The sequence below is a fragment of the Paenibacillus mobilis genome (assembly GCF_058267595.1).
On the sequence record NZ_JBZCMS010000004.1, the window covers coordinates 251331 to 272349 of the forward strand.

Genomic DNA, 21019 nt, shown 5'->3' on the forward strand with positions numbered 1-21019 from the left:
GCAGTAAGGTCAATATTCTTTTTCAGTTTAACCGAAACCGGCTCCATTTGCACCGGAAAGAGCGGTTTAAGGCATTTTAAACCAAGCTTTCAGGAAGCGGGGCGGGCTTGTTTTCATTTTCATGGAACAATGATAAACTAATTAGTAGAACTATTAAACGGAAAGGCTCCCGAAATGGAACAGAAAGAACTCAAACAACTGCTCAGACAGCAGGCTGCTGCAAACCGGGCTTCAATAGAGGAAGGCGTGCGCCTGACGTTGTCAGAAGCCGCATGCAGGCTTGCGGAAAGCCGGGTGCTGGGGCCGCTTCGGGAAAGCCGGCAGGGCAAGGGACTGACGCTGTTTACCTATTTGTCTTTTAAGGACGAACCCTCGACGGTTCCCTTGGTGGACAGCTGTCTGGAGCGGGGCGACACCGTGCTTGTGCCTAGAATTACAACAGGCAGACGGCTGACGCTTCACCGCTTTGAGGGCTGGGATTCGGTTGAATCCGGCCTGTGGGGCATTCCAGAGCCGGTGGCCAGCAGTCCGGTTTGGCCGGAAGACCGCTACGGCGAAATTGATTTTGTTATGGTACCCGGCTTGGTCTATGATCGGCAGGGAGGCCGGGTCGGTTACGGCGGAGGTTATTACGACCGTTTTGCCGAACGTCTCCGGCAGGAGCATAACAATAAGGAAGCCGGCGCTGCGCTGTTTGGCTCTCTACTGTTCGAGGAGCAGCTGATGGAGCAGGTTCCGGCCGAGCCCCATGATCTCAAGCTGGACGTATTGATAACAGCAGCAAACGTATTTTACATAAACAAGGATAAGGATGTATAACCATGGAGCAACCAGGAAGCGGCATGACCCATTTTAATGAGCAGGGCCGGGCCAAAATGGTGGATGTGTCCGGTAAGGAAGCCACGTTCAGAACGGCGGTCGCCGTCACGACCGTCACCATGCTGCCTTCGACGCTGGAGGCGGTCAGACAAGGAAACATTCACAAGGGCGACGTGTTGGCCGTAGCCCAAATCGCCGGCATCCAGGGTGCGAAACGCACCTCGGACTGGATTCCGATGTGCCATCCGCTGCCGCTGACCGGCGTGAACATTACGTTTGCCGACAACGGCCACGACCAGCTTTATATTGAAGCTTCCGTCAAAACGGAAGGCCGCACCGGCGTGGAGATGGAGGCGCTGACGGCGGTATCTGCCGCGGCGCTTACGGTTTACGACATGTGCAAAGCGCTGCAGAAGGATATTGTCATCGGTCCCACCGAGCTGAAATTCAAACAGGGCGGCAAAAGCGGAGATTATCAGAAGAAATAACCCAGAGTTCCTAATTGCGGATGGAGGATAACCTTTATGATGAAGTGGAAAACAGCCATCCTCACGGCCAGCGACAAAGGCTCCCGGGGAGAACGGGAGGATACGAGCGCCCAGGTGATCCGGGAACTGGTCGAAGAGGAATTGAACGGTGAAATTATCGAATACCGAATCGTTCCGGACGAGGAAGACGAAATTATTGCCGCACTTATTGAAATGACGGATTATTTTCAGGCCAATCTCGTTTTAACGACCGGGGGAACGGAGCTGGCCGCAAGGGATGTTACCCCCGAAGCTACGCGGAGAGTGATCGAACGCGAGGTGCCCGGGCTGGCGGAAGCGATGCGGGCGGGAGCGATGAAAAAGAATCCGGCCGCCATGCTGTTCAGGGGCGTCGTAGGCATCCGGGGCAGAACGCTGATCGTCAATTTGCCGGGAACCCCTAAAGGCGTTCATGAAAATCTGGCCGCGATTATGGAACAGCTTCCGGAAGCGCTGCTGATGGTCACTGGCCAATTCCGTCTGTAATCAGCCATTATTTAATTTTTAGGACAGCTTAAAGGATGCGGCAGCCAAGGAGGATCACATGAGCGAACCATCCACATCCAAAACGATGAGCATGACCAGCCACCTCGTGGAGCTCCGCAAACGCCTGCTTGCCGTATTGCTGGTGTTTGCCCTTGTGCTGGTCGGCGGTTTTTTTGCGGCGGAGCCGGTCTATCACTATCTGACGGCCAAAGGCAGCGGCGGAGCGTATTTGCGTTTAAATGCTTTTTCCTTCTGGGACGGAGTGGGCATTTATATGAAAATCGCGCTGACCGTCGCGTTCGGCATTACTTTGCCTTTTACCTTCTATCAGCTGTGGGCGTTTGTGAGCCCCGGCCTGAAGCCTGAGGAGCGCCGGGCGACGCTGAAGTATATTCCGTTTGCATTTTTCAGCTTTGCCGGCGGAGCTGCCTTCGGGTATTATGCGGTGTTCCCGCTGGCCCTTCATTTTACCTCTAATCTCAACAGGGAATTAGGCCTGGTTGAAACCTACGGGGCGGCCGACTATTTCCGCTTTCTTACCAACATCGTAGTGCCTGTATCGCTGGTATTCGAGCTGCCGCTGGTGGTGCTGTTCCTGACCCATCTCCGGCTCGTGAATCCGGCGAAGCTGCGGAAAATGCGGAAAATGGCCTATTTCGTGCTCGTTGTGGCCTCCGCCGCGATTACGCCTCCCGACTTTTTCTCGGCATTTCTGGTGCTTGTTCCGCTTCTGCTGCTGTATGAATTCAGCATTGTTTTGTCGGCGCGCGTCTACCGAAAGCAGCATCCGCAACAGCAGGAAGGCTGATCGCTACCATGTCCGTTTGAGCATAATCCCGGAATATATTCTTTCTGCCAAGGATAGAATGAGTAGGGAATGTCCAAACGGCTTTTTTGCAAAGAGGCACTTTAGAAGGAGTCTTTAAAATCGGGATGTTTTTTCGGTAAAAAATTGTACAAAGGGCTTGAAAAAAGAAGTTAACTTGAGTATCATAAACAGTGTTGTTAGCACTAACACATGTCGAGTGCTAATACATAACAGACAGTCACTTTAAATTAAAAATCTAACATAATTTCGAAGGAGGCTATTTTTTCATGATCAGACCTTTAGGTGAACGCGTATTGGTGGAAGCTAGTGAACAAAGCGAAACAACGGCATCCGGAATCGTGCTTCCGGACACCTCCAAAGAAAAGCCGCAAGAAGGCAAAATCGTTGCCGTAGGCAGCGGTACGCTGAAAGACGGCGTTCGTGTTCCTTTGGAAGTTCAAGTTGGCGACGTGGTGATCTTCTCCAAATATGCCGGCACAGAAGTTAAATACGAAGGCAAAGAATATTTGATTATGAAAGAAAGCGACATTCAAGCCATCGTTGAATAATAGACCCGCACCAAATCGAAAGACAGACTTCAAACCTGGACGAACCAATAAAATAAAACGATAATTTGGGAGGTTTCTTACAATGGCAAAAGACATTAAATTCAGTGAAGACGCTCGCCGCGCAATGCTTCGTGGTGTAGACGCTTTGGCTAACGCCGTAAAAGTAACGCTTGGTCCTAAAGGCCGCAACGTAGTATTGGAAAAGAAATTCGGCAGCCCGCTCATTACCAATGACGGCGTAACGATCGCTAAAGAAATCGAACTGGAAGACGCTTTTGAAAACATGGGCGCTCAGCTGGTTAAAGAAGTAGCAACCAAAACAAACGACGTTGCCGGTGACGGTACTACGACAGCAACCGTTTTGGCTCAAGCCCTCATCCGTGAAGGTTTGAAAAACGTAACGGCCGGCGCAAGCCCGATCGGTCTTCGTAAAGGGATCGACAAAGCCGTTCGCGCTGCGGTAGAAGAGCTGCAAAAGATCTCCAAAACGATCGAAGGCAAACAATCCATCGCTCAAGTAGCTGCGATCTCCGCTGCTGACGAAGAAGTAGGCCAACTGATCGCCGAAGCGATGGAGAAAGTCGGCAAAGACGGCGTAATCACAGTCGAAGAATCCCGCGGATTCGCTACAGAACTGGAAGTTGTAGAAGGTATGCAATTTGACCGTGGCTACATCTCTCCTTACATGATTACAGATACAGACAAAATGGAAGCTAACCTGGATAACCCTTATATCCTGATTACCGATAAAAAGATCAGCAGCACGCAGGAAATTCTGCCATTGCTTGAGAAAATCGTTCAACAAAGCCGTCCGCTTGTCATCATCGCGGAAGACATCGAAGGCGAAGCTCAAGCGATGCTGATCGTCAACAAACTGCGCGGCACATTTAACGCGGTAGCTGTAAAAGCTCCTGGCTTCGGCGACCGTCGTGAAGCTATGCTGCAGGATATCGCTGCTTTGACCGGCGGCCAAGTGATCACGGAGAAATTGGGTCTTGACCTGAAATCCACGACGATCGATCAATTGGGTAACGCCCGTCAAGTGATCGTAACGAAAGAAAACACAACCATCGTTGACGGCGCTGGCGACAAAGCCGATATCGATGCTCGCGTAAACCAAATTCGCGCTCAACTGGAAGAAACCACTTCCGAGTTCGACAAAGAGAAACTGCAAGAACGTCTGGCCAAACTGGCTGGCGGCGTAGCGGTTGTTAAAGTCGGCGCAGCTACCGAAACCGAACTGAAAGAGCGCAAACTGCGCATCGAAGACGCCCTGAACGCAACTCGCGCTGCGGTTGAAGAAGGGATCGTTGCCGGTGGCGGTACAGCACTCGTAAACGTATATGGCGCTGTTGCAGCCGTTCAAGCGGCTGGCGACGAAAAAACAGGCGTAGAGATCGTACTCCGCGCTCTGGAAGAGCCAATCCGCACGATCGCCGCTAACGCTGGCGAAGAAGGTTCCGTTATCGTTGACCGTCTGAAAAAAGAAAAAACAGGGATCGGCTTCAACGCCGCTACCGGCGAATGGGTAAACATGATCGAAGCCGGTATCGTTGACCCTGCCAAAGTAACTCGCTCCGCCTTGCAGCATGCTGCATCCGTTGCAGGTCTGTTCCTGACAACCGAAGCTGTGATCGCTGACAAACCAGAACCTGCTGGCGCTGCTGGTGCCCCTGATATGGGCGGCATGGGCGGTATGGGCGGCATGATGTAACGCCTGCACCACCATAATTAACTCTGAATCAATTACATCAAAAAAACCGGGACCCTTAGGGCCCGGTTTTTTGTGTATATGAGAAAGTTTGCTTTCAGCTTCCTCTCTCTAGTCAAGTAACTAAATAAGTAGAAGAGAAGGGAAGCAAGCTCCCCTTCTTTTAGACCAAATCCATTAATACCAGCACTTGCGGAAACATTTTCTATGATGGTGGTGGTGGTGCCGATGGGGATGTTTACAAACTACCAAGACCTTTTGACCAGGCTTTAGAACAACAACAACAGGTTTTCCATGTCTTTTTCTCATTCTAATCACCTCCACAATCAACTTATGAAATTTAATAGAAAAATTGTGGGTTAAACAGTATTTACTTTCACTTTTCCCCTGAAATCCACGGTTGTTCTGCTTTATATGTCTATGTTTTGAGAAAAAGTAGTTGATATCCTTACTAGGCACGCGTTCAAAATAGACCGATAAACGTCGAAAAGCCCGCTTGACCCTTAAAAAGGGGCCTTTGCGGGCTTTTTTGTCTTTGTTTAGTTGTTAATAAAACTATTCATTTTTAAAGTAAACCCCTTGATTAAGGGCCGCGATCAGTCCTGTATGCTCCGGCCGCCATCCGAGTCGTTCCTGGGTCTGTTGGCTCGAGGTCGGATTATCGGCTGAAGCTGGAGCCGCCAGAAAACCAAAATGGGCGTCTGCCTCTTCCCGGGAGATGCTGGCCACAGGTACGTTGAGCCCGCTTCCAATCGCGGCTGCAATTTCACGGAGTGGAACTCCCTCATCGCCGACGGCGTGCAGGATGGATCCGGCTTGCGCTTGTTCCAATGCCAGCCGGAACAAACGGGCGGCATCGAGGCGGTTTACCGCCGGCCAGCGGTTTGATCCGTCGCCGATGTAAGCCGATACGCCTTTGCTGCGGGCAATGCCGATTAGAGTGGAGACGAAACCTTGATTCCCTTCGCCGTGCACGGAGGGGGAAAGACGGACAACGGAGGAACGCACTCCGCGCCGGGCCAGCGAGATCGACAGATTTTCGGACGCGGCGCGCGATGTCTTCGAATCGGACAGCATTTCCTCGGTCCCTATAGCTCCCGGCGGACACACGCCCAGAAGCATCAGGGTACCCGAGGTATTTACGAACGGCTTGCCCGAGCCCTCAAGCGCTGCTCCGATCGCCTCGACCGCGCGCAGATCGGTTTCGATGGCCCCTGCATAATCCGAAAAATCATGTTTAAAAGCGAGATGTATCACCCCATCCGCCGACATGGCGGCACATTGAAGGCTGCCCAGGTCGTCAAGACTCCCGGGGTGTGCCTCTGCTCCCGCTGCAGCCAGCTGAGCGGCTGCTTTGTCTGTGCGGGCAAGGCCGATAACCTGATGTCCTGCACCGATGAGCTCTTTTACTACCGCGGATCCAATAAAACCGGTTGCTCCTGTAACAAATACACGCATAATTCCTGTTCCTCCTCCAATTATTAGGTTGTACCAAACCATTTGAATACAGGAACATTATAAAGCTTATTTTTAACTAAGTAAACTATTTTAATAAAATTAGTTAATTTAATAAATGTTGTTTGTAGTCCCCAGGGTTTCAGCTATAATAGAATTTATGAGCTTCAGAGGAGGTATTTAGCGGTGAGGAAAGGCCAAAGCAAAGAAAATTATCTCTTGAAATTAAAATCCGTTATGAGACACACGCGGTTCAGCCAGTTGAAAATAGATGAAATCGCCAAATACATGGATATCAGCAAGGTGACGCTTTATAAACATTTTTCCTCCAAAGATGAAATCATGGAGGGGCTTGTGGACTATTCCGTTCACTTTTTGAAAGAGATAGACAGCTTCATTCAAGATGATTCCCTTTCTTATGTGGCTCGTTTTCAAAAAACATTCATCCAGTCTTTGGTCTGCGTCCTTTATTTATCCGACGTGTTCCTGAATGATCTGAAAGAATTTTATCCGGGGCTTTATGACCATCTTGCAGCGGCCCTGCAAAACCGGAATAAAAGTCTGGAGTCCTTTTTCGAAACCGGGATGGATCGGGGAATCTTCAACAGGATGAACGCGGTGCTGTTTATGGTTCAGGACGATGCCGTACTTCGGCGTCTCATGGAACCGGCGTTTTCGATCCAATATGATGTCACCTTGAAACAGGCTATTTTCGATTTTTATAAAATGAAGAAATATCAGCTGCTGAAGCCTGAATATTTGGAGGAAGCGGACGACTCCGCGGTTGAAAAACATCTCGTCCTGCTATTACAAACGATAGCTTAATCATTTGCCGTAAGTAAGGCTCCCGGAAGGGAGCTTTTTTCATGAAAAAAGTATGGGCTTCTGGTCGAATTGACGGAAACAAAGGGACGGCCGTAAATTGAAAAGGATCTATTCTTAAAAATTCCCAGTTTTGGTATCCAATGAAACGAGCGTGGATTAAGGAGGGAGCTGCTTGTGCGGAAAATCGGCAAATGGCGTATTCAGTCGATTATGATCTTTACTTGATAAAGCAGTACCCGGACCATCACGACAGTTATGGCCTCAGGTTATATGCCCTAAACTAGCCAGCTATAAAGTCATTAGCGGGAGCATTGATATAACGCCGTTCGAAGAGGCCGTAGAAAAATACGGAGATAAAAAACAAAATTGAGCAAGGATTCGGCTTCAAAGGAATCAGCCGGGAGTATTTAACTTGTATGAGACGCGGACATCCGGCCGGGTAATTCTCTCTCTCCTGTTTTTGATATAGTTTTTTGCTATAACCGGCTATATCTTTTTGGATTTACCCTATATCAGGGGAACTATGCTATTTTGAGTTTAACGAGAAAAGCGGACGACAGCAGGCCTGCAGGAACCGCTCGACCAAACTCAATATAGAGGAGAGTTTCCACATGAAAAGCAGCAATTTGGGGTACCCGCGCATCGGCAGAAATCGGGAATGGAAAAAAGCAATCGAGGCTTATTGGGCCGGAAAGCTGGAGGAGCAGGAGCTGCACAGCGAACTGGAAGCCATTCGTCTCGAAAATTTGAAGTTCCAGCAGGAGCAAGGAATCGACCTGATTCCGGTCAACGATTTTACTTATTATGATCACGTTTTGGATACGTCCGTCATGTTTGGTCTGGTTCCAAAACGTTTTGCTTGGACGGGAGGCCGGGTGGATCTGGCCACTTATTACGCGATTGCCCGGGGAAATAAGGACGCAACCGCCTCCGAGATGACCAAATGGTTTAATACAAACTATCACTATATCGTACCGGAGCTTACTGCGGATTTGCAGCCTGTGCTGACGTTGAACAAGCCGCTTGAAGCTTACCGCGAAGCGAAAGCGAAGCTGGGTATTGAAGGCAAACCGGTGCTTCTCGGCCTGTTCACGCTGCTGAAGTTGTCCAAAGGGTATGAAGCCGAGCAATTCACGGCTTGGGTAGACCGTCTGCTGCCGCTGTATGGACAAGTGTTGTCCGAGTTGGAGCAGGAAGGCGTGCAGTGGGTACAGATCGACGAACCGGCGCTTGTGGGCACGCTGACAGCAAAAGAACTTGCCGAAGTGCAGCGCATTTATGCTGCATTAAGCGAGCAGCTGTCCAAGCTGAACGTATTGGTGCAGACTTATTTTGAAGCGGTGGATCACTATCAGGAGATCGTATCCCTGCCGGTGCAGGGCATCGGCCTCGACTTTGTGCACGACAGAGGGCAAAATCTGCGTTCCCTGCTGGAGCACAGCTTCCCTGGCGACAAAGTGCTGGGAGCCGGCGTCATTGACGGTAGAAGCATCTGGAAAGCGAATCTGTCCGGACAGCTTGCGCTGCTGGATACCTTGAAAAAGGTTGTTTCTTCCGACCGACTGGTCGTTCAGCCTTCCAACAGCTTGCTGCACGTGCCGGTAACGGCTGCCCAGGAGCAGAAGCTGGAGCCGGTTTTGAAAGAGGCGCTTGCTTTCGCAAATGAAAAAATCGCCGAGCTTGTCCTGCTTACCAAAGCAGGCAATCAGGGCGCGGAAGCCGTCAGCGCCGAGCTGGCCGCAGCGGATCGCGGACGCAAAACGCTGCAGGAGTCGCCTGCCAGAAACAAAAAAGCGGTTCGTCAGCTGACGGCCGAAGCCACCGCTCAACCGGCCGAAAGAACGGCTGACGTGGATACGCGCCGTGAGCTTCAGCAGAACAAATATCAGCTGCCGCTGCTCCCAACGACCACGATCGGCAGCTTCCCGCAAACGCCGGAAGTGCGGAGCGCCAGACAGAAATGGCGCAAAGGCGAATGGAGTCCGGAGAAATATGAAACGTTCATCAAGGAACAGATTCAGGACTGGATTCGTATTCAGGAGGAGCTTGGACTGGATGTGCTGGTGCACGGAGAATTCGAGCGTACGGACATGGTGGAATTTTTCGGGGAAAAGCTGGATGGCTTCGCCTTTACGTCGCTGGGCTGGGTACAATCTTACGGTTCTCGCTGCGTGAAACCGCCGATTATTTACGGGGATATTGAATTCACGGCTCCGATGACGGTGGCCGAAACGGTTTATGCCCAATCGCTCACCAAAGCTCCGGTAAAAGGCATGCTGACCGGTCCGGTCACGATCCTCAACTGGTCCTTTGTTCGAGACGACCTGTCCCGCGAGGAGGTCGCTTATCAAATTGCGCTTGCCCTGCGCAAAGAGGTAGAAGCTTTGGAAGCGGCGGGCATCGGCATGATTCAGGTTGACGAACCTGCCCTGCGCGAGGGACTTCCGCTCAAACGAGACCAGTGGCCTCATTACCTGGAATGGGCGGTGAAGGCGTTCCGGTTGTCCACGATAACGGTTAAGGATGAAACGCAGATCCATACCCATATGTGCTACAGCGAATTCAACGATATCATCGAAGCGATCAGCGCTTTGGATGCGGACGTCATTTCGATTGAAACTTCGCGCAGCCATGGCGAATTGATCGAAAGCTTCGAGAAATACACTTATGACAAAGGTATCGGTCTCGGCGTTTACGACATCCACAGTCCGCGCGTACCGCCGGTTGAAGAAATGACCTCCATGATCGACCGCGCTTTGCGGGTGCTGAAGCCGTCCCAATTTTGGATTAATCCGGACTGCGGACTGAAGACGCGCAAAGACGAAGAAACCGTGCTGGCGCTGAGAAACATGGTGGAGGCTACCCGTCTCTCCCGAGAGAAATACGGCGTGAAAGCCTAATTTTCGAGCTAAGCCAAATAGAAAGCAGGTCCCGGATTCACCGGAACCTGCTTCTTTTTTTAGGATAAAGTCGGATCCACAGCATTTGTTCCTATCCGTGCCCGGACCTGGGGGAGGAAGCATGGATCTTCAGATTTCCAAAGGCTTGAACGGCAGCTTGGGCCACTTCGATGTCCTGGGGACTGGTTCCCCCGCTCACGCTAATTCCGCCGACTATCCGGCCTTCAACATAAAAGGGATGCAGTAGGTTGGTCTTGTCCTCTGCATAATCTGCCTATCTATAGCTCAAGTAACGACTGAACCTCCATTGGTAAAATAAACCTGCCCCGATGTGTAAGAAGCGTCATCCGAGGCCAGCAGCACATAAACGGGAGCCAGTTCAAACGGCTGCCCCGGCCGCCTGAGCGGAACCTCGGTCCCAAAAGTGGTGACCTCCTCGGCGGTGAAGGCGGAAGGGATTAACGGCGTCCAAGTCGGCCCGGGAGCTACAGCGTTGACGCGGATGCCCTGCTCGGCCAGCGAAAGGGATAAAGAGCGGGTAAAGGATACAACGGCTCCTTTGGCAGCGGTATAATCGATCATGTTGGCCATGCCGGAGAAGGCAGTATCCGAGGTCGTGTTGATAATCGAGCTTCCTGCGCGCAGATGGGGCAGCGCGGCTTTCGTCAGATCAAAAAATGAAATAATATTGGTATGGAACGTATTCAGCAGCTGCTCACGGGAGATTTGCAAAATGCTTGGCTGATGAAACTGCACCCCGTGGTTATTCACCAGAATGTCCAGCTTGCCATAGGTCTGGACCGTTTTCTCCACTACGGCGTAACAGTTGTTCTCCTGCCTCAAATCGGCGGCAAGGGACAAACATTGGCGTCCAAGCTTGTGAATCATTTGTTTGGTTTCGGCGGCATCCTGATGTTCGTCGAGGTAAACGATGGCGATATCGGCGCCTTCTTTGGCAAAAGCGATGGCGACAGCACGGCCGATCCCGCTGTCACCGCCGGTGATCAGCGCAATTTTGTTTTTTAATCTGCCGCTGCCGGTGTAAGCAGGATTGTCGGAGATCGGGCGAGGATTCATGACATATTCAAAGCCGGGATGCCTGTCTTGATGCTGCGGCGGAAAAACGACAGGGACGACGGTACTGCGCGTTTTCCAGCCCATATAGGGATACCGGGGATAAGTCATCATTTTCTCCTTTCGGAATTCCGTTTGTAGTATCCATATTATTCATAGATAAAGCAACTAAGAAGGAGGGGGCTTATGCCTATCGAAAAAATCTCCAAAGAGCTTGTCTGGCAGCTGCGCCATGAAATGATGTGGTCGGACCGGAGCCTGGATTACGTCAAGCTGAAAGACGATGATGATGGCACCCCCCGGCAGGCGGGGGCAAAACGCCTTTTTTGCAATGCCCGGATCGAGAAGGCGGCTTTTTAGGAGAAATTCGGACTGCTTAAAACGGGGAACGAATTTGAGAAGGATGGCAAAAGGTATGTGGTGATGGAGAAAACAACGGGAGGGGGAGGAATAGAAAATGGCTGAAGGCAAAACGAATGCCATGCGGCTGCTTGACAAATCGAACATTCCGTACGAGGTGCTGAGCTACGATCATGAGGACGGTCAAATTCACGGTACCGCCGTTGCGGAGAAAATAGGCAAGCCGCAGGAATCCGTCTTTAAAACGCTTGTGGCCCATCAGGGCAGCCAAATCTATGTGTATGTCATTCCGGTAGCGGAGGAACTCGACTTGAAAAAAGCGGCCAAGGCAGCCGGGGAGAAAAAGATAGAGATGCTGCCTGTCAAGGAGCTGCTCAAGTGGACGGGCTATGTCCGGGGAGGCTGCTCTCCTGTAGGAATGAAAAAGCTGTACCCCACTTTTATCGATGCCAGTGCCGAAGGACAGGCAAGCATCGCGGTCAGCGCGGGGAGAATTGGCACACAAATAGAGCTGAATCCGCAGGAGCTCGCGGCACAGGTAAAAGCTAAGTTTATTCCTTTAATTAAGGAATATGGCGGCGAAATTTTATGAAGACGAACCGGTCCCTATCGGAGCAGCGGCCGGATTCCCTCTATAAGCGGCTTGACCGCTCCTCCGGTCAGCCGGATCAGATCGTTCGAGGAAGAGCGGGTGTCGATGTTTTTGAGAAATCCAAAAATCCAGTTTTCAATCGACGAATCTTCGCGCACGGAAACGGATCCGCCCGAAACCTCCGATAAAACTCCGGCCAAATCGTCAATACTCCACGTTTGAGGAGCGGTGAGCTCGTAGGTTTTGCAGGCATGAAGTTCCGCTTGGGCCAAGACGGCGGCAATAGCTTGTGCAAGGTCTTGGCGGGTAACGAAATTGAAGCGTCAATAAAACAGCTGCGCCACCGCCCGATTCAAAAACATCAGGCGGCAAAACGCAGCTGTTCTGTTCAACTTTTAAGCCGTTGATCTGGCGTAATCGCAATCGTTCGGCCGGTTTTCTTATGCCTATTCCTGCAGGATTCAAAGTCAAAACCGGCGTTTCAATTTACGCATACAAGTTCAGTTCATGAATCGACCACCAGCTGGTGCTGGTGCCGGTTTGCACGATTTTGATGTATCTGGCCGTCTGGGGAGCGAAGGTAACGGTGACCGTCGGTCCGCTGCCGGTTCCCGACGCAATGGCGCTGCCAAAATTAATGCCGTCATTGGATACATAGATTTCATAACCCCGTGCGTAGTCTTCGTTGCTGCCTGTAGAGTCCATGATGATTTTGCTGAAGTTTTTGGCCGCCTTCAGGTCAAGGGTTAATTCTTGCCCAGGAGCCATCGGCGCCCCGGTGCTCCAGCGCGTGGCCGGGCTGCCGTCGAACAGATTTGCGGCAAGATCGCCGCTTGAAGGCGTTGAAGCCCCGGTCCAGCCCGTCCGGTCAAGCGGGGTATTCCCGCTGGCGGCGTTGGTGCCGTATACGTTGAATTCATGGATGGACCACCAGCTGGTCGAGGTGCCGGTCTGTACGACTTTGATATATCTGGCATTCTGGCCGGCAAGGGTAACGGTGAGCAGTGCTCCGCTTCCCGTCCCGCTTGCGACCGGGTTGCCCCAGGTGCTGCCGTCATTGGACAGATATACCTCGTAACCCCGCGCGTAGTCGTTGACGCTGCCCGCTGAATCCATTTGGATGGTGTTGAGGCTGTATGCTTTTTTCATGTCAATGGTCAGCGTTTGTCCGGGAGCCATCGGCGCACCGGCACTCCAGCGCGTCGCTAAATTCCCGTCAAACAGATTGGCCGTTCCGTCCGCGCTGGCCGGATCGGAGACAGCCGTCCAGCCGCTGCGGTCCAGCGCCGTCCCGCCGCCCGTGTCCGAAGAGGTAGCGGCCGAAGCCGGATTGCTGAAAGCCGACAGGTTGCCGGCCGCATCTTTGGCTTTTACCGTATAGCTGTAACTGGTGGATGCAGCCAGACCGGTGTCCGTATAGCTGGTTGTAGTCGAAGTGCCCGCCAGATTTCCATTGCGGTAGATTTCGTACCCGGTGACCCCAATGTTGTCCGTAGAAGCATTCCAGTTCAGGTTAATCTGGCTGGATGAAACGGCAGCTGCTGTCAGATTGCCTGGAACGCTTGGCGGTGTCGTGTCGTTGTTGCCGCTGCCATTCCCCGCAAATTCCGTAAGCGTCTGGCGCATGGCCGAAGCAGGGTTGTTTCCATATACGGTACCACCGGTATTGTTGATGATATGGGTAATTTCGCTGCCCGGCGTGCCGTTCAGCCAGATCGTGGTGGCATGGTGAATTTTGACGCCGGGCACGTTCGGCACCTCAATAGCGCTGTTCAGCTTGACGGCTGCATCCCGGAAATAAGAATAGATTCCAAGACCCCAGGCTTCGTGGCTGGTTACGGAGTCGGCCACCTTGTAAGAAGCGTACCCGCTCACCGCTCCTGCATGAGACATCCAGGCCGGCTGGTTGGGAACGTCGTAAGGAATTTCCGACTGATAGAAATAAAGTCGTCCGCCGTTTCCGTTCCAAACCGTCTGGTATTCGTTGTGGTGTTCGTTAAACAGACCGTAAATGGTGACATTGGCACCGTTGACGATCAGGCCGTTTTTGGACACGTTGCTGGTCCAGCCGGCGCCGTTGCCGTGGTCGGCGCGCCAGATCCAGAAATGGTCGCCGATGACGTTGCTGCTGTTGATGACCAGGTTAGCATCCGTTCTGCCATTGGAAGCGCCTCCAATCCGGAACGTAAGATCATGCAGCGAAGTAGGATTGGCGGCATGGCCGGCGCTGCTGCCGGCAGGACCTACTTCGAGCAGGGACGAGGTGTTGACCGGCCCTGCGTCAAAGGTCAGACCGGCAATTTTGACGCCGTCTACATCAGCGACAGTCATCACCGGTTTTCCGTTGTCCGGCACCAGGGTCGGAATGCCGATGCCAAGTACGACCGTATTCGGATTGGTGATGCGGATCGTATCATTCAAGTGAAAGATACCCGGCGTAAAGAGCAGGTTTTTCCCCTGGGCGAGAGCCGTATTGATGCTGGCCGCCGTAGCCGTATCCGGTTTCGCGATATAGAACTGGTCGATGGAAAGGGAGGTGCCCGGCGTAGAGCCGTTCGCCCAGCTCACTCCCTGGGTGTTCGTCTGAAGGGCGGGGACAAATACGCGGTATTGTCCGCCGTTATCGATGTAGAGGTAAGGTTTTTCCCGGATGACCGGCGTCTTGTCCACTACCGTATATGGAGGTTCCGGAAACTGGCCGGCAGGCGCATTGTTGTCGCCGACAAACACCATATTCCAGACACCGTTATTCCAGGAGCCCCATTGGCTGTTCCGGGACAACCACTGCTGCTGGGAAGCGGGAACGACCGCGCGGTCCACAATGGAGTCCGCCAGGAAACCGCCGCTCGCCCAGCCTGCGTTCCAGTTGGAATCGAAGTCGAACAGGTCCAGCTCCCCTTTGATATGAAGGCGTCTAAGCGGAGCAGCCTGCGAAACGGCGATTTGGGTGACGCCGCTGGAAGGGCTGATGGTCAAGTTTTCGATCGTACGCCAAAAATTTCTCGTAGCGTTCCCGTTGTCCCAATCCGCGTTGACGTTTAACCCGCCGTTAATGGTCACGTCGCCGGGATTTTGTCCCAGCCCCGCCACATGGGTGTTAAAACCTACGTTAAAGTTGATATTGTAGGAACCCGGTTTAAACAAAAGCGCGTTTCTCTGGCTGCCGAACTCATTGGTTTCCTGGGCGGCAAAAACGGAGTTTACGGTGTTCTGAATATCCGCTGCCGGCATTGAAGGATCAAATACGTAGACATTGGGTCCAAAAATGGTGGTATTCGCGTCGCCAATCCCTGCGGCATGCGAAATGCCGGGACCGGCCGAAAACAACCCCATGACCATAACCAAACCGGAAACGGCCGAAACTACTTTTTTAAACATAAATGTCTCCTCCCGCAAATAGGTTTTTGATCAACCGATTCTGGAACTGTATTCAGGAGTTCAAAAGCGAGTAAGCGTTTGCAAAAAAACGGGTTGTCCTCCTCCTTTCCTGTCAAATCAGGAAACGAAATGCTCTGGAAGAAAATAGCAAGGATGTAATGTAATTATACCTAAATTTTGTAAAAAAGCAGGTTTGATTTTTAAAGAAGTTTTTGCAAGAGGTGAGCGTGAAATCAAATGGCAGCCGGGCGGGCATAATGAAACTGTTTTTTAACATAAATCTGCTTGAATGCCGTCATTTTTAAAATTGGCTTTACATAAAATTTACATTGGTTTTACACTGTGATTACACGAACGTCAAGTCCGCAAAGTACAATTACATAGTTAAGCTAATTAAGTATGCTGACATTCGGAGGACCGACATGTTAAGAGAAACAAACGAAGTCAATACAGGACAATACGTAAACCGGGATCTCAGCTGGGTGGAGTTCAACCGCCGGGTGCTGCAGGAGGCCCAGGACAGCGGCACGCCGCTGCTTGAGCGTCTGAAATTCCTTGGCATTGTGGCGAGCAATCTGGACGAGTTTATGGCTGTCCGGGTGGCCGAAACAATGGAGAAGATCAAAGCCGGCTTTACGCAAAAAGATTTTACCGGTTACGCCCCTTCAGGGCTTTACCGCCGTCTGGTCAAACGAATCAAGCAAATGACCGCGGAGCAGTATAAAAGCTACCGGGAGCTGACGCGTTTGCTCGCCAGGAAAGGGGTAGTTTTTCAGGAATATGACGATCTGAATACGACCCAGCAGAAAGCGCTGGACCATTATTATCACGACATCATTTTTCCAGTGCTGACGCCGATGGCGGTGGACCAAAGCCGCCCGTTCCCCCTCGTTCATACGAAATTCGTTTATCTGTCGGTTCTGCTGCGCAAAGAGGATGCCGAAACGGAGGAAGAACCCTTATTTGCGATTGTACAAGTTCCTTCCAACGTGCCGAGGGTGGTTCCGGTGCCGCTGAGAGCCAACAGCAAACGCAAGTCGTTTATTTTGATAGAAGAGCTGATCAAACATCATATCCATACTCTTTTTATCGGGTATACGCCGCTTGCCGTTCATGAATTCCGTTTGACGCGCAATGCGGATCTGACCATCAATGAAGAAGAAGCGGAGGATTTGCTCGAGGAAATTGAAAAAGAGCTCCGCAGACGCAGACGCGGGGCGCCGGTCCGTCTGGAAGTGCAGAAAGGGATTCATCCGGACGCGCTGGCCGAACTGCAGGAAGAGTTCGAGCTTGAGGACATTTACGAAATCGACGGTCCGCTCGATTTAAGTTATCTGATCGGGTTCGCCGACGGCCTCGAAGGTTTTTCCCATTTGAAATACCCGCCGGTTCAGCCGGTTTATCCGCAGGAATTCCAGCCGCATGAAAGCCATTTCGAATTGCTGCGCAGGCAGGACGTGCTGGTTTATCATCCTTATGAATCGTTTGACGCGGTCACCGACTTCGTGCAGGAAGCGGCGGAAGATCCGAAGGTGATGGCAATCAAAATGACGCTTTACCGGGTGAACGGCGATTCCCAGCTGATCCCGGCCCTGGCTCATGCGGCGGAATGCGGCAAGCAGGTGACGGTGGTGGTCGAGCTGAAAGCGAGGTTTGACGAGGAACGGAATATCGCCTGGGCGAGGAAGCTGGAGAAAGCCGGCTGCCATGTCGTTTACGGTCTGGTCGGATTAAAGACCCATGCCAAAATCATCCTGGTCGTGCGCCGCGAGCAGCAGGGACTGCGCCGGTATGTGCATGTCGGCACGGGCAACTACAATGCCAGCACGGCGAGAGTCTATACGGATGTCGGTCTGTTTACCTCCAATCCGGTCATCGGGGACGATGCTTCGGAGCTATTTAACGAAATTACCGGCTTCTCCGGCCCGAAAAATCTTAAGGCGCTGCGCATCGCGCCCAACGGGCTGAAGGCCGAGCTGTTCCGCCTGATCCGGCGGGAGGCCGAGCAGGCTCGCAAGGGCAAGAAAGCGCGGATCATCGCGAAGATCAATTCCTTGTCCAACCAGGACATGATCGACGAGCTGTACCTGGCTTCCCAGGCCGGGGTACGCATTGAACTGATCGTCAGGGGGGTATGCTGCCTGCGCCCGGGCGTGGAGGGCCTCAGCGAAAATATCAGGGTCATCAGCATCGTGGACCGCTTCCTGGAGCACAGCCGGATTTTTTATTTCGAAAACGATGGAAACCCGGATGTCTATTTGTCCAGCGCGGACTGGATGACGCGGAACCTCAAGCGGCGGATCGAGCTGATGTGTCCGGTGTCGGATCCGGCGGCCAAAGAGACGGCGGTCAACATCCTGAAGCTGCTGCTGCGCGATAACGTCAAAGCAAGAGAGCTGCAGGCGAACGGCAACTACGTTTTCGTGAAAAATGAAGAACCTCCGCTGCGAAGCCAGACGGAGGCAATGAACATTACTTTATGGAAGCCGCAAGGTTGGACCATGTCAACTTGACCTTCCAGGCTTCTTCAAGATCCTTTGAGGTTTCTTCCATACGGCTGTTTTGAACCAGCGGCTCGTCTGTACCGTGCAATATCACGTGCAGCGAGCCGTTTTTGGCGGTTACGGTGATGCTCTCCACCACCGGGGTGGAACGGATCGCTTTGGCCAGCATCAGCAAAGAACCCAGCCGGTGGACCCGTTCGGTGTCCGAAGGCTTCAGGATGTCGCCGTGCTGCTCCAGCAGCTGCGGCGTACGTTTCTTCGGGTGATAGTCGGCGGTTATGGCGCTGAGCACCGCTTCCCGGTGAGAGAGTCCGTAAATGCCGCCGTACATGATCCGGTACACGGCATGCTGGCTGCTTTTGTAATAGTTGATCTGGATGCCGGAATCGCTGAGCATAGCAGCGGTGTACATGACCGCGTTATCGCGGTCGTCAGGGTTTTTTTGCTCGAGAGCTTTATAGAGCTTGAGCATGTCTTCATAAACGGCGGTCAGAGAAGCCTCAGGCACGGGGGGCCCAAAGCGGATCATGCTGCGGATGCTGGTCTTTAAGGCATCCTTCACCACCGGCTCTTTGGGCTCAAACCAGTCCCGGAACAAGCCGTCGCGCAGCCCGGCCCCGCTGACGATGTAGCGGTCGGCCTTGACGGTGCGGAACACGGTCTGCAGAATGAGCAGGCCGGGCACGATAAGGTCGGCGCGGTCCTTGGATAAGCCGGGGAGCTTTTTGCGGAAGGAGGAGCTTTCGTAAGGCAGGACGTCGGCCATGTCGTCGATCGTTTTGTCTTCCATTTCATAATGGTGGACGGCAGGTAGAGAATATTTGGTCTGCCGCTGATGCATTTTGGCCAGCGTCCGGATCGTGCCGCCAAGGCCGATAAGCGGCAGTCCGGCATGGCGCTGGGTCCAGTCCTGCGCTTCAAGCGCCTTTTTGATTTCGGACCGAAGAGCCTCCACCTGGTCTTTGTCCCATTGTTCGTCCGTGGCAAAGCGGGCCAGCGCATTTACGGCGCCAAGCGGAATAGAAATGCTGTGAACCAGCTTGCGTTCCCTGAAGAGCGTCAGCTCGGTGCTGCCGCCTCCGATATCGACGATCAGGCCGTCCCGGACGTCCATCGATTGGAGCACTCCCAGGAAACCGTAATACCCTTCCTTCTCGCCGCTTACCCGTTCGATCACCAGCCCGGTTTCCGCTTCCAGCCAGCCGATGACTTCTTTGGCATTCGCCGCGTTGCGGATGGCGGCTGTCGCTGCAGCCCGAATATGTTTCGTTTGAAACTGGCCGCAGATCGTTTTAAACTGCTTCAGCACGTTTATGGCGTCATTCAGATGGCTGCGCGGCAGGCTTCCGTCCGGTTCGACTTCACGGCTCAAGCGGGCCGAATATTTATTTTCATATATGATCCGGTAGCTGCCCCCGGGTTCAATTTCATAGATCACCAGCCGGATCGAGTTGGATCCGATATCAATGATTCCAATGTTGTAGTTGCGGCTCATAGGTTTCTCCTTATCACACGGTTTCGGTCAGTATTATCTGAGTCTGTTCTATGAAGTTAACACGGCGGACCCGCGATTTCAATGCTTGTTTCAAGCCCCGGGCCCGGTCACATGCCGACTTCCGGACGTAAACCGGGCTTCCCGGATCGGTTATTACTAGGTTACCCGGAGGAAGCCGCCGCAAACCTGTTTTTAATAGAAGTTCTATAAAGAATTCCTCAAAACAAGTAGTTTCGGAGAAGGGTGCCGGCGCAGCTCTTCCTGGATGAAAATATTTCAAATTTAAAGGGAAAAAGTGAGAAATGTCTCATCGTCCTCTTGAAACCTCATGTTACGATAGCCGGGACAGAAGTCATACAGAGGTGGTGTCACGATGAAAAACAAACAAAGCAAACGTTTTTCCATCTATATTGTGGTGTTAATCTTATTGATCGGATTTGCGGGAGCAGCCGTCTACGGACTGAAATCGGCCAAATCCTCGGAACCGTCTGCCGCGGGGAATAAAGCGAATTCGCCTTCCTTTTCTCAAACCTATTATATCTATGATACGGTCGTAAACGTCAAAATTTACGGGGACCGGGCTTCCCAGCGGAATATGGATGAGATCAAGCAATTGCTGGAACGGATGGATACGGAGCTAAGCCGGACCAAAGAAGGCGGGGACCTCTATCAAGTAAACCAGTACGCGGGCATTAAAGCCGTAAAGGTTTCGGAAGATACGCTGGATGCCGTCAAGCAATCGGTGAAGTATGCGCAGGAAATGAACGGTTTGTTTGATCCAACCATCGGTCCGCTTGTGGACCTGTGGGGGATCGGCACGGAAAATGCCCATGTTCCCGAGAAGCAGCGGATCAATGAAGTCAGAAAGCTGATCAATTATAAAGACGTGCAGATCGATGAAGCCGCCAAGACGGTCAAATTGGCCAAAAAAGGGATGGTGCTCGATCTGGGGGGCATCGGCAAAGGTTATGCGGCCGACAAGGTTGCCGAATATTTGAGAGGCCAAGGGATTACCAGCGCGCTGATTGATTTGGGCGGCAGCAGCATTATCACCCTGGGCGCGAAACCAGATGGCTCGCTGTGGAACATCGGGCTGCAGGATCCCGATCAGAGCCGGGGCACCCAGCTTGGGACGATCAAGATCAATAACGAAGTCATTGACGACTCCGGCGTCTATGAACGTTTCTTCATACAGAATGGCGTCCGCTACCATCATATTCTGGATCCCCGGACCGGGTTCCCGGCCCAAAACGGCATCAAAAGCCTGACGATCATGAGTCCGAGCGCTACCGATGCGGATGCCTTGTCCACCGGCGTCTTCTTGATGGGCGTACAGGACGGCCTTGCTTATCTTGAGAAGCTGCCTGAGCGGATCGAAGCTTTTTTCGTAACGGATGATAACAAGATTTATGCGACGCCAGGCATCAAAAAAAGATTAAATATTACGGATTCCACCTACAAACTCGGCAATTGAGGAGATAAGGGCTAATAGAATAAAGGGGGGTATCTGCACAGG

18 protein-coding genes are annotated in these 21019 nt (G+C 52.3%); 12 read left to right on the plus strand and 6 right to left on the minus strand.

The features are described from left to right. The first annotated feature begins 174 nt into the window (after nt 1-174). From AC3ZPD_RS09765 to groL, 6 genes are all read left to right on the plus strand, one after another. Entirely contained in the window at nt 175-819 is a 645-nt protein-coding gene (locus AC3ZPD_RS09765) for a 5-formyltetrahydrofolate cyclo-ligase (protein WP_490984099.1), read from the plus strand. Nucleotides 820-821: 2 nt separating this feature from the next. Further along, nucleotides 822-1307: a cyclic pyranopterin monophosphate synthase MoaC gene (gene moaC / locus AC3ZPD_RS09770; RefSeq protein WP_490984100.1), complete on the plus strand. Its 486-nt coding sequence runs from the start codon at nt 822-824 to the stop codon at nt 1305-1307. A gap of 39 nt (nt 1308-1346) precedes the next feature. Beyond that, nucleotides 1347-1832, plus strand: a complete 486-nt coding sequence (locus tag AC3ZPD_RS09775; RefSeq protein ID WP_490984307.1) for a MogA/MoaB family molybdenum cofactor biosynthesis protein — start codon at nt 1347-1349, stop codon at nt 1830-1832. 58 nt (nt 1833-1890) lie between these two features. After that, nucleotides 1891-2640 carry a twin-arginine translocase subunit TatC gene (gene tatC / locus AC3ZPD_RS09780; RefSeq protein ID WP_490984101.1) on the plus strand — a complete coding sequence of 250 codons (750 nt, stop codon included), beginning with the start codon at nt 1891-1893 and terminating at the stop codon, nt 2638-2640. 287 nt (nt 2641-2927) lie between these two features. Next, nucleotides 2928-3209: a co-chaperone GroES gene (gene groES / locus AC3ZPD_RS09785; RefSeq protein ID WP_490984102.1), complete on the plus strand. Its 282-nt coding sequence runs from the start codon at nt 2928-2930 to the stop codon at nt 3207-3209. An 82-nt stretch (nt 3210-3291) separates the two neighbouring features. Then, on the plus strand, nt 3292-4923 hold the full coding sequence (gene groL, locus AC3ZPD_RS09790) for a chaperonin GroEL (RefSeq protein WP_490984103.1): 1632 nt from the start codon (nt 3292-3294) through the stop codon (nt 4921-4923). A 552-nt stretch (nt 4924-5475) separates the two neighbouring features. Here groL and AC3ZPD_RS09795 read toward each other — a convergent pair. Next, a complete protein-coding gene (locus tag AC3ZPD_RS09795; protein WP_490984104.1) occupies nt 5476-6378 on the minus strand; it encodes an SDR family oxidoreductase in 903 nt (300 codons plus the stop codon). A 183-nt stretch (nt 6379-6561) separates the two neighbouring features. Here AC3ZPD_RS09795 and AC3ZPD_RS09800 point away from each other — a divergent pair, with 183 nt between their 5' ends. Both AC3ZPD_RS09800 and metE read left to right on the plus strand, forming a co-directional pair. Beyond that, nucleotides 6562-7200, plus strand: coding sequence for a TetR/AcrR family transcriptional regulator (locus AC3ZPD_RS09800; protein ID WP_490984105.1), 639 nt, complete (start codon nt 6562-6564; stop codon nt 7198-7200). A 611-nt stretch (nt 7201-7811) separates the two neighbouring features. After that, nucleotides 7812-10100, plus strand: a complete 2289-nt coding sequence (gene metE, locus AC3ZPD_RS09805; RefSeq protein ID WP_490984106.1) for a 5-methyltetrahydropteroyltriglutamate--homocysteine S-methyltransferase — start codon at nt 7812-7814, stop codon at nt 10098-10100. 91 nt (nt 10101-10191) lie between these two features. On the opposite strand, the gene AC3ZPD_RS09810 is transcribed toward metE, so the two are convergent. Next, nucleotides 10192-10299: a hypothetical protein gene (locus AC3ZPD_RS09810; protein ID WP_490984107.1), complete on the minus strand. Its 108-nt coding sequence runs from the start codon at nt 10297-10299 to the stop codon at nt 10192-10194. 86 nt (nt 10300-10385) lie between these two features. Beyond that, nucleotides 10386-11288, minus strand: coding sequence for an SDR family oxidoreductase (locus tag AC3ZPD_RS09815; RefSeq protein ID WP_490984108.1), 903 nt, complete (start codon nt 11286-11288; stop codon nt 10386-10388). A 72-nt stretch (nt 11289-11360) separates the two neighbouring features. On the opposite strand from AC3ZPD_RS09815, the gene AC3ZPD_RS09820 reads away from it, so the two are divergent. Then, entirely contained in the window at nt 11361-11534 is a 174-nt protein-coding gene (locus tag AC3ZPD_RS09820) for a hypothetical protein (RefSeq protein WP_490984109.1), read from the plus strand. 97 nt (nt 11535-11631) lie between these two features. Continuing rightward, nucleotides 11632-12126, plus strand: coding sequence for a Cys-tRNA(Pro) deacylase (gene ybaK / locus AC3ZPD_RS09825; RefSeq protein WP_490984110.1), 495 nt, complete (start codon nt 11632-11634; stop codon nt 12124-12126). 14 nt (nt 12127-12140) lie between these two features. Here the strand turns inward: ybaK and AC3ZPD_RS09830 are convergent, their stop codons facing one another. Then, nucleotides 12141-12326 carry a hypothetical protein gene (locus tag AC3ZPD_RS09830; RefSeq protein WP_490984111.1) on the minus strand — a complete coding sequence of 62 codons (186 nt, stop codon included), beginning with the start codon at nt 12324-12326 and terminating at the stop codon, nt 12141-12143. Nucleotides 12327-12612: 286 nt separating this feature from the next. Then, nucleotides 12613-15504, minus strand: a complete 2892-nt coding sequence (locus tag AC3ZPD_RS09835) for a pectate lyase-like domain-containing protein (protein WP_490984112.1) — start codon at nt 15502-15504, stop codon at nt 12613-12615. Nucleotides 15505-15926: 422 nt separating this feature from the next. On the opposite strand from AC3ZPD_RS09835, the gene ppk1 reads away from it, so the two are divergent. Beyond that, entirely contained in the window at nt 15927-18017 is a 2091-nt protein-coding gene (gene ppk1 / locus AC3ZPD_RS09840) for a polyphosphate kinase 1 (protein ID WP_490984113.1), read from the plus strand. Here the strand turns inward: ppk1 and AC3ZPD_RS09845 are convergent. Beyond that, nucleotides 17977-19503: a Ppx/GppA phosphatase family protein gene (locus AC3ZPD_RS09845; RefSeq protein WP_490984114.1), complete on the minus strand. Its 1527-nt coding sequence runs from the start codon at nt 19501-19503 to the stop codon at nt 17977-17979. The two genes, ppk1 and AC3ZPD_RS09845, sit on opposite strands and share 41 nt — an antisense overlap. A gap of 373 nt (nt 19504-19876) precedes the next feature. Here AC3ZPD_RS09845 and AC3ZPD_RS09850 point away from each other — a divergent pair, with 373 nt between their 5' ends. Further along, nucleotides 19877-20977: an FAD:protein FMN transferase gene (locus tag AC3ZPD_RS09850; protein ID WP_490984115.1), complete on the plus strand. Its 1101-nt coding sequence runs from the start codon at nt 19877-19879 to the stop codon at nt 20975-20977. Nucleotides 20978-21019 lie beyond the last annotated feature (42 nt).

Bases quoted from the DNA above. Each gene is read 5' to 3' on its own strand.
- AC3ZPD_RS09765 (WP_490984099.1), top strand. From the start codon at position 175: ATGGAACAGAAAGAACTCAAACAACTGCTCAGACAGCAGGCTGCTGCA.
- moaC (WP_490984100.1), top strand. From the start codon at position 822: ATGGAGCAACCAGGAAGCGGCATGACCCATTTTAATGAGCAGGGCCGG.
- AC3ZPD_RS09775 (WP_490984307.1), top strand. From the start codon at position 1,347: ATGAAGTGGAAAACAGCCATCCTCACGGCCAGCGACAAAGGCTCCCGG.
- tatC (WP_490984101.1), top strand. From the start codon at position 1,891: ATGAGCGAACCATCCACATCCAAAACGATGAGCATGACCAGCCACCTC.
- groES (WP_490984102.1), top strand. From the start codon at position 2,928: ATGATCAGACCTTTAGGTGAACGCGTATTGGTGGAAGCTAGTGAACAA.
- groL (WP_490984103.1), top strand. From the start codon at position 3,292: ATGGCAAAAGACATTAAATTCAGTGAAGACGCTCGCCGCGCAATGCTT.
- AC3ZPD_RS09795 (WP_490984104.1), bottom strand. From the start codon at position 6,378: ATGCGTGTATTTGTTACAGGAGCAACCGGTTTTATTGGATCCGCGGTA.
- metE (WP_490984106.1), top strand. From the start codon at position 7,812: ATGAAAAGCAGCAATTTGGGGTACCCGCGCATCGGCAGAAATCGGGAA.
- AC3ZPD_RS09815 (WP_490984108.1), bottom strand. From the start codon at position 11,288: ATGATGACTTATCCCCGGTATCCCTATATGGGCTGGAAAACGCGCAGT.
- AC3ZPD_RS09820 (WP_490984109.1), top strand. From the start codon at position 11,361: ATGCCTATCGAAAAAATCTCCAAAGAGCTTGTCTGGCAGCTGCGCCAT.
- ybaK (WP_490984110.1), top strand. From the start codon at position 11,632: ATGGCTGAAGGCAAAACGAATGCCATGCGGCTGCTTGACAAATCGAAC.
- AC3ZPD_RS09835 (WP_490984112.1), bottom strand. From the start codon at position 15,504: ATGTTTAAAAAAGTAGTTTCGGCCGTTTCCGGTTTGGTTATGGTCATG.
- ppk1 (WP_490984113.1), top strand. From the start codon at position 15,927: ATGTTAAGAGAAACAAACGAAGTCAATACAGGACAATACGTAAACCGG.
- AC3ZPD_RS09845 (WP_490984114.1), bottom strand. From the start codon at position 19,503: ATGAGCCGCAACTACAACATTGGAATCATTGATATCGGATCCAACTCG.
- AC3ZPD_RS09850 (WP_490984115.1), top strand. From the start codon at position 19,877: ATGAAAAACAAACAAAGCAAACGTTTTTCCATCTATATTGTGGTGTTA.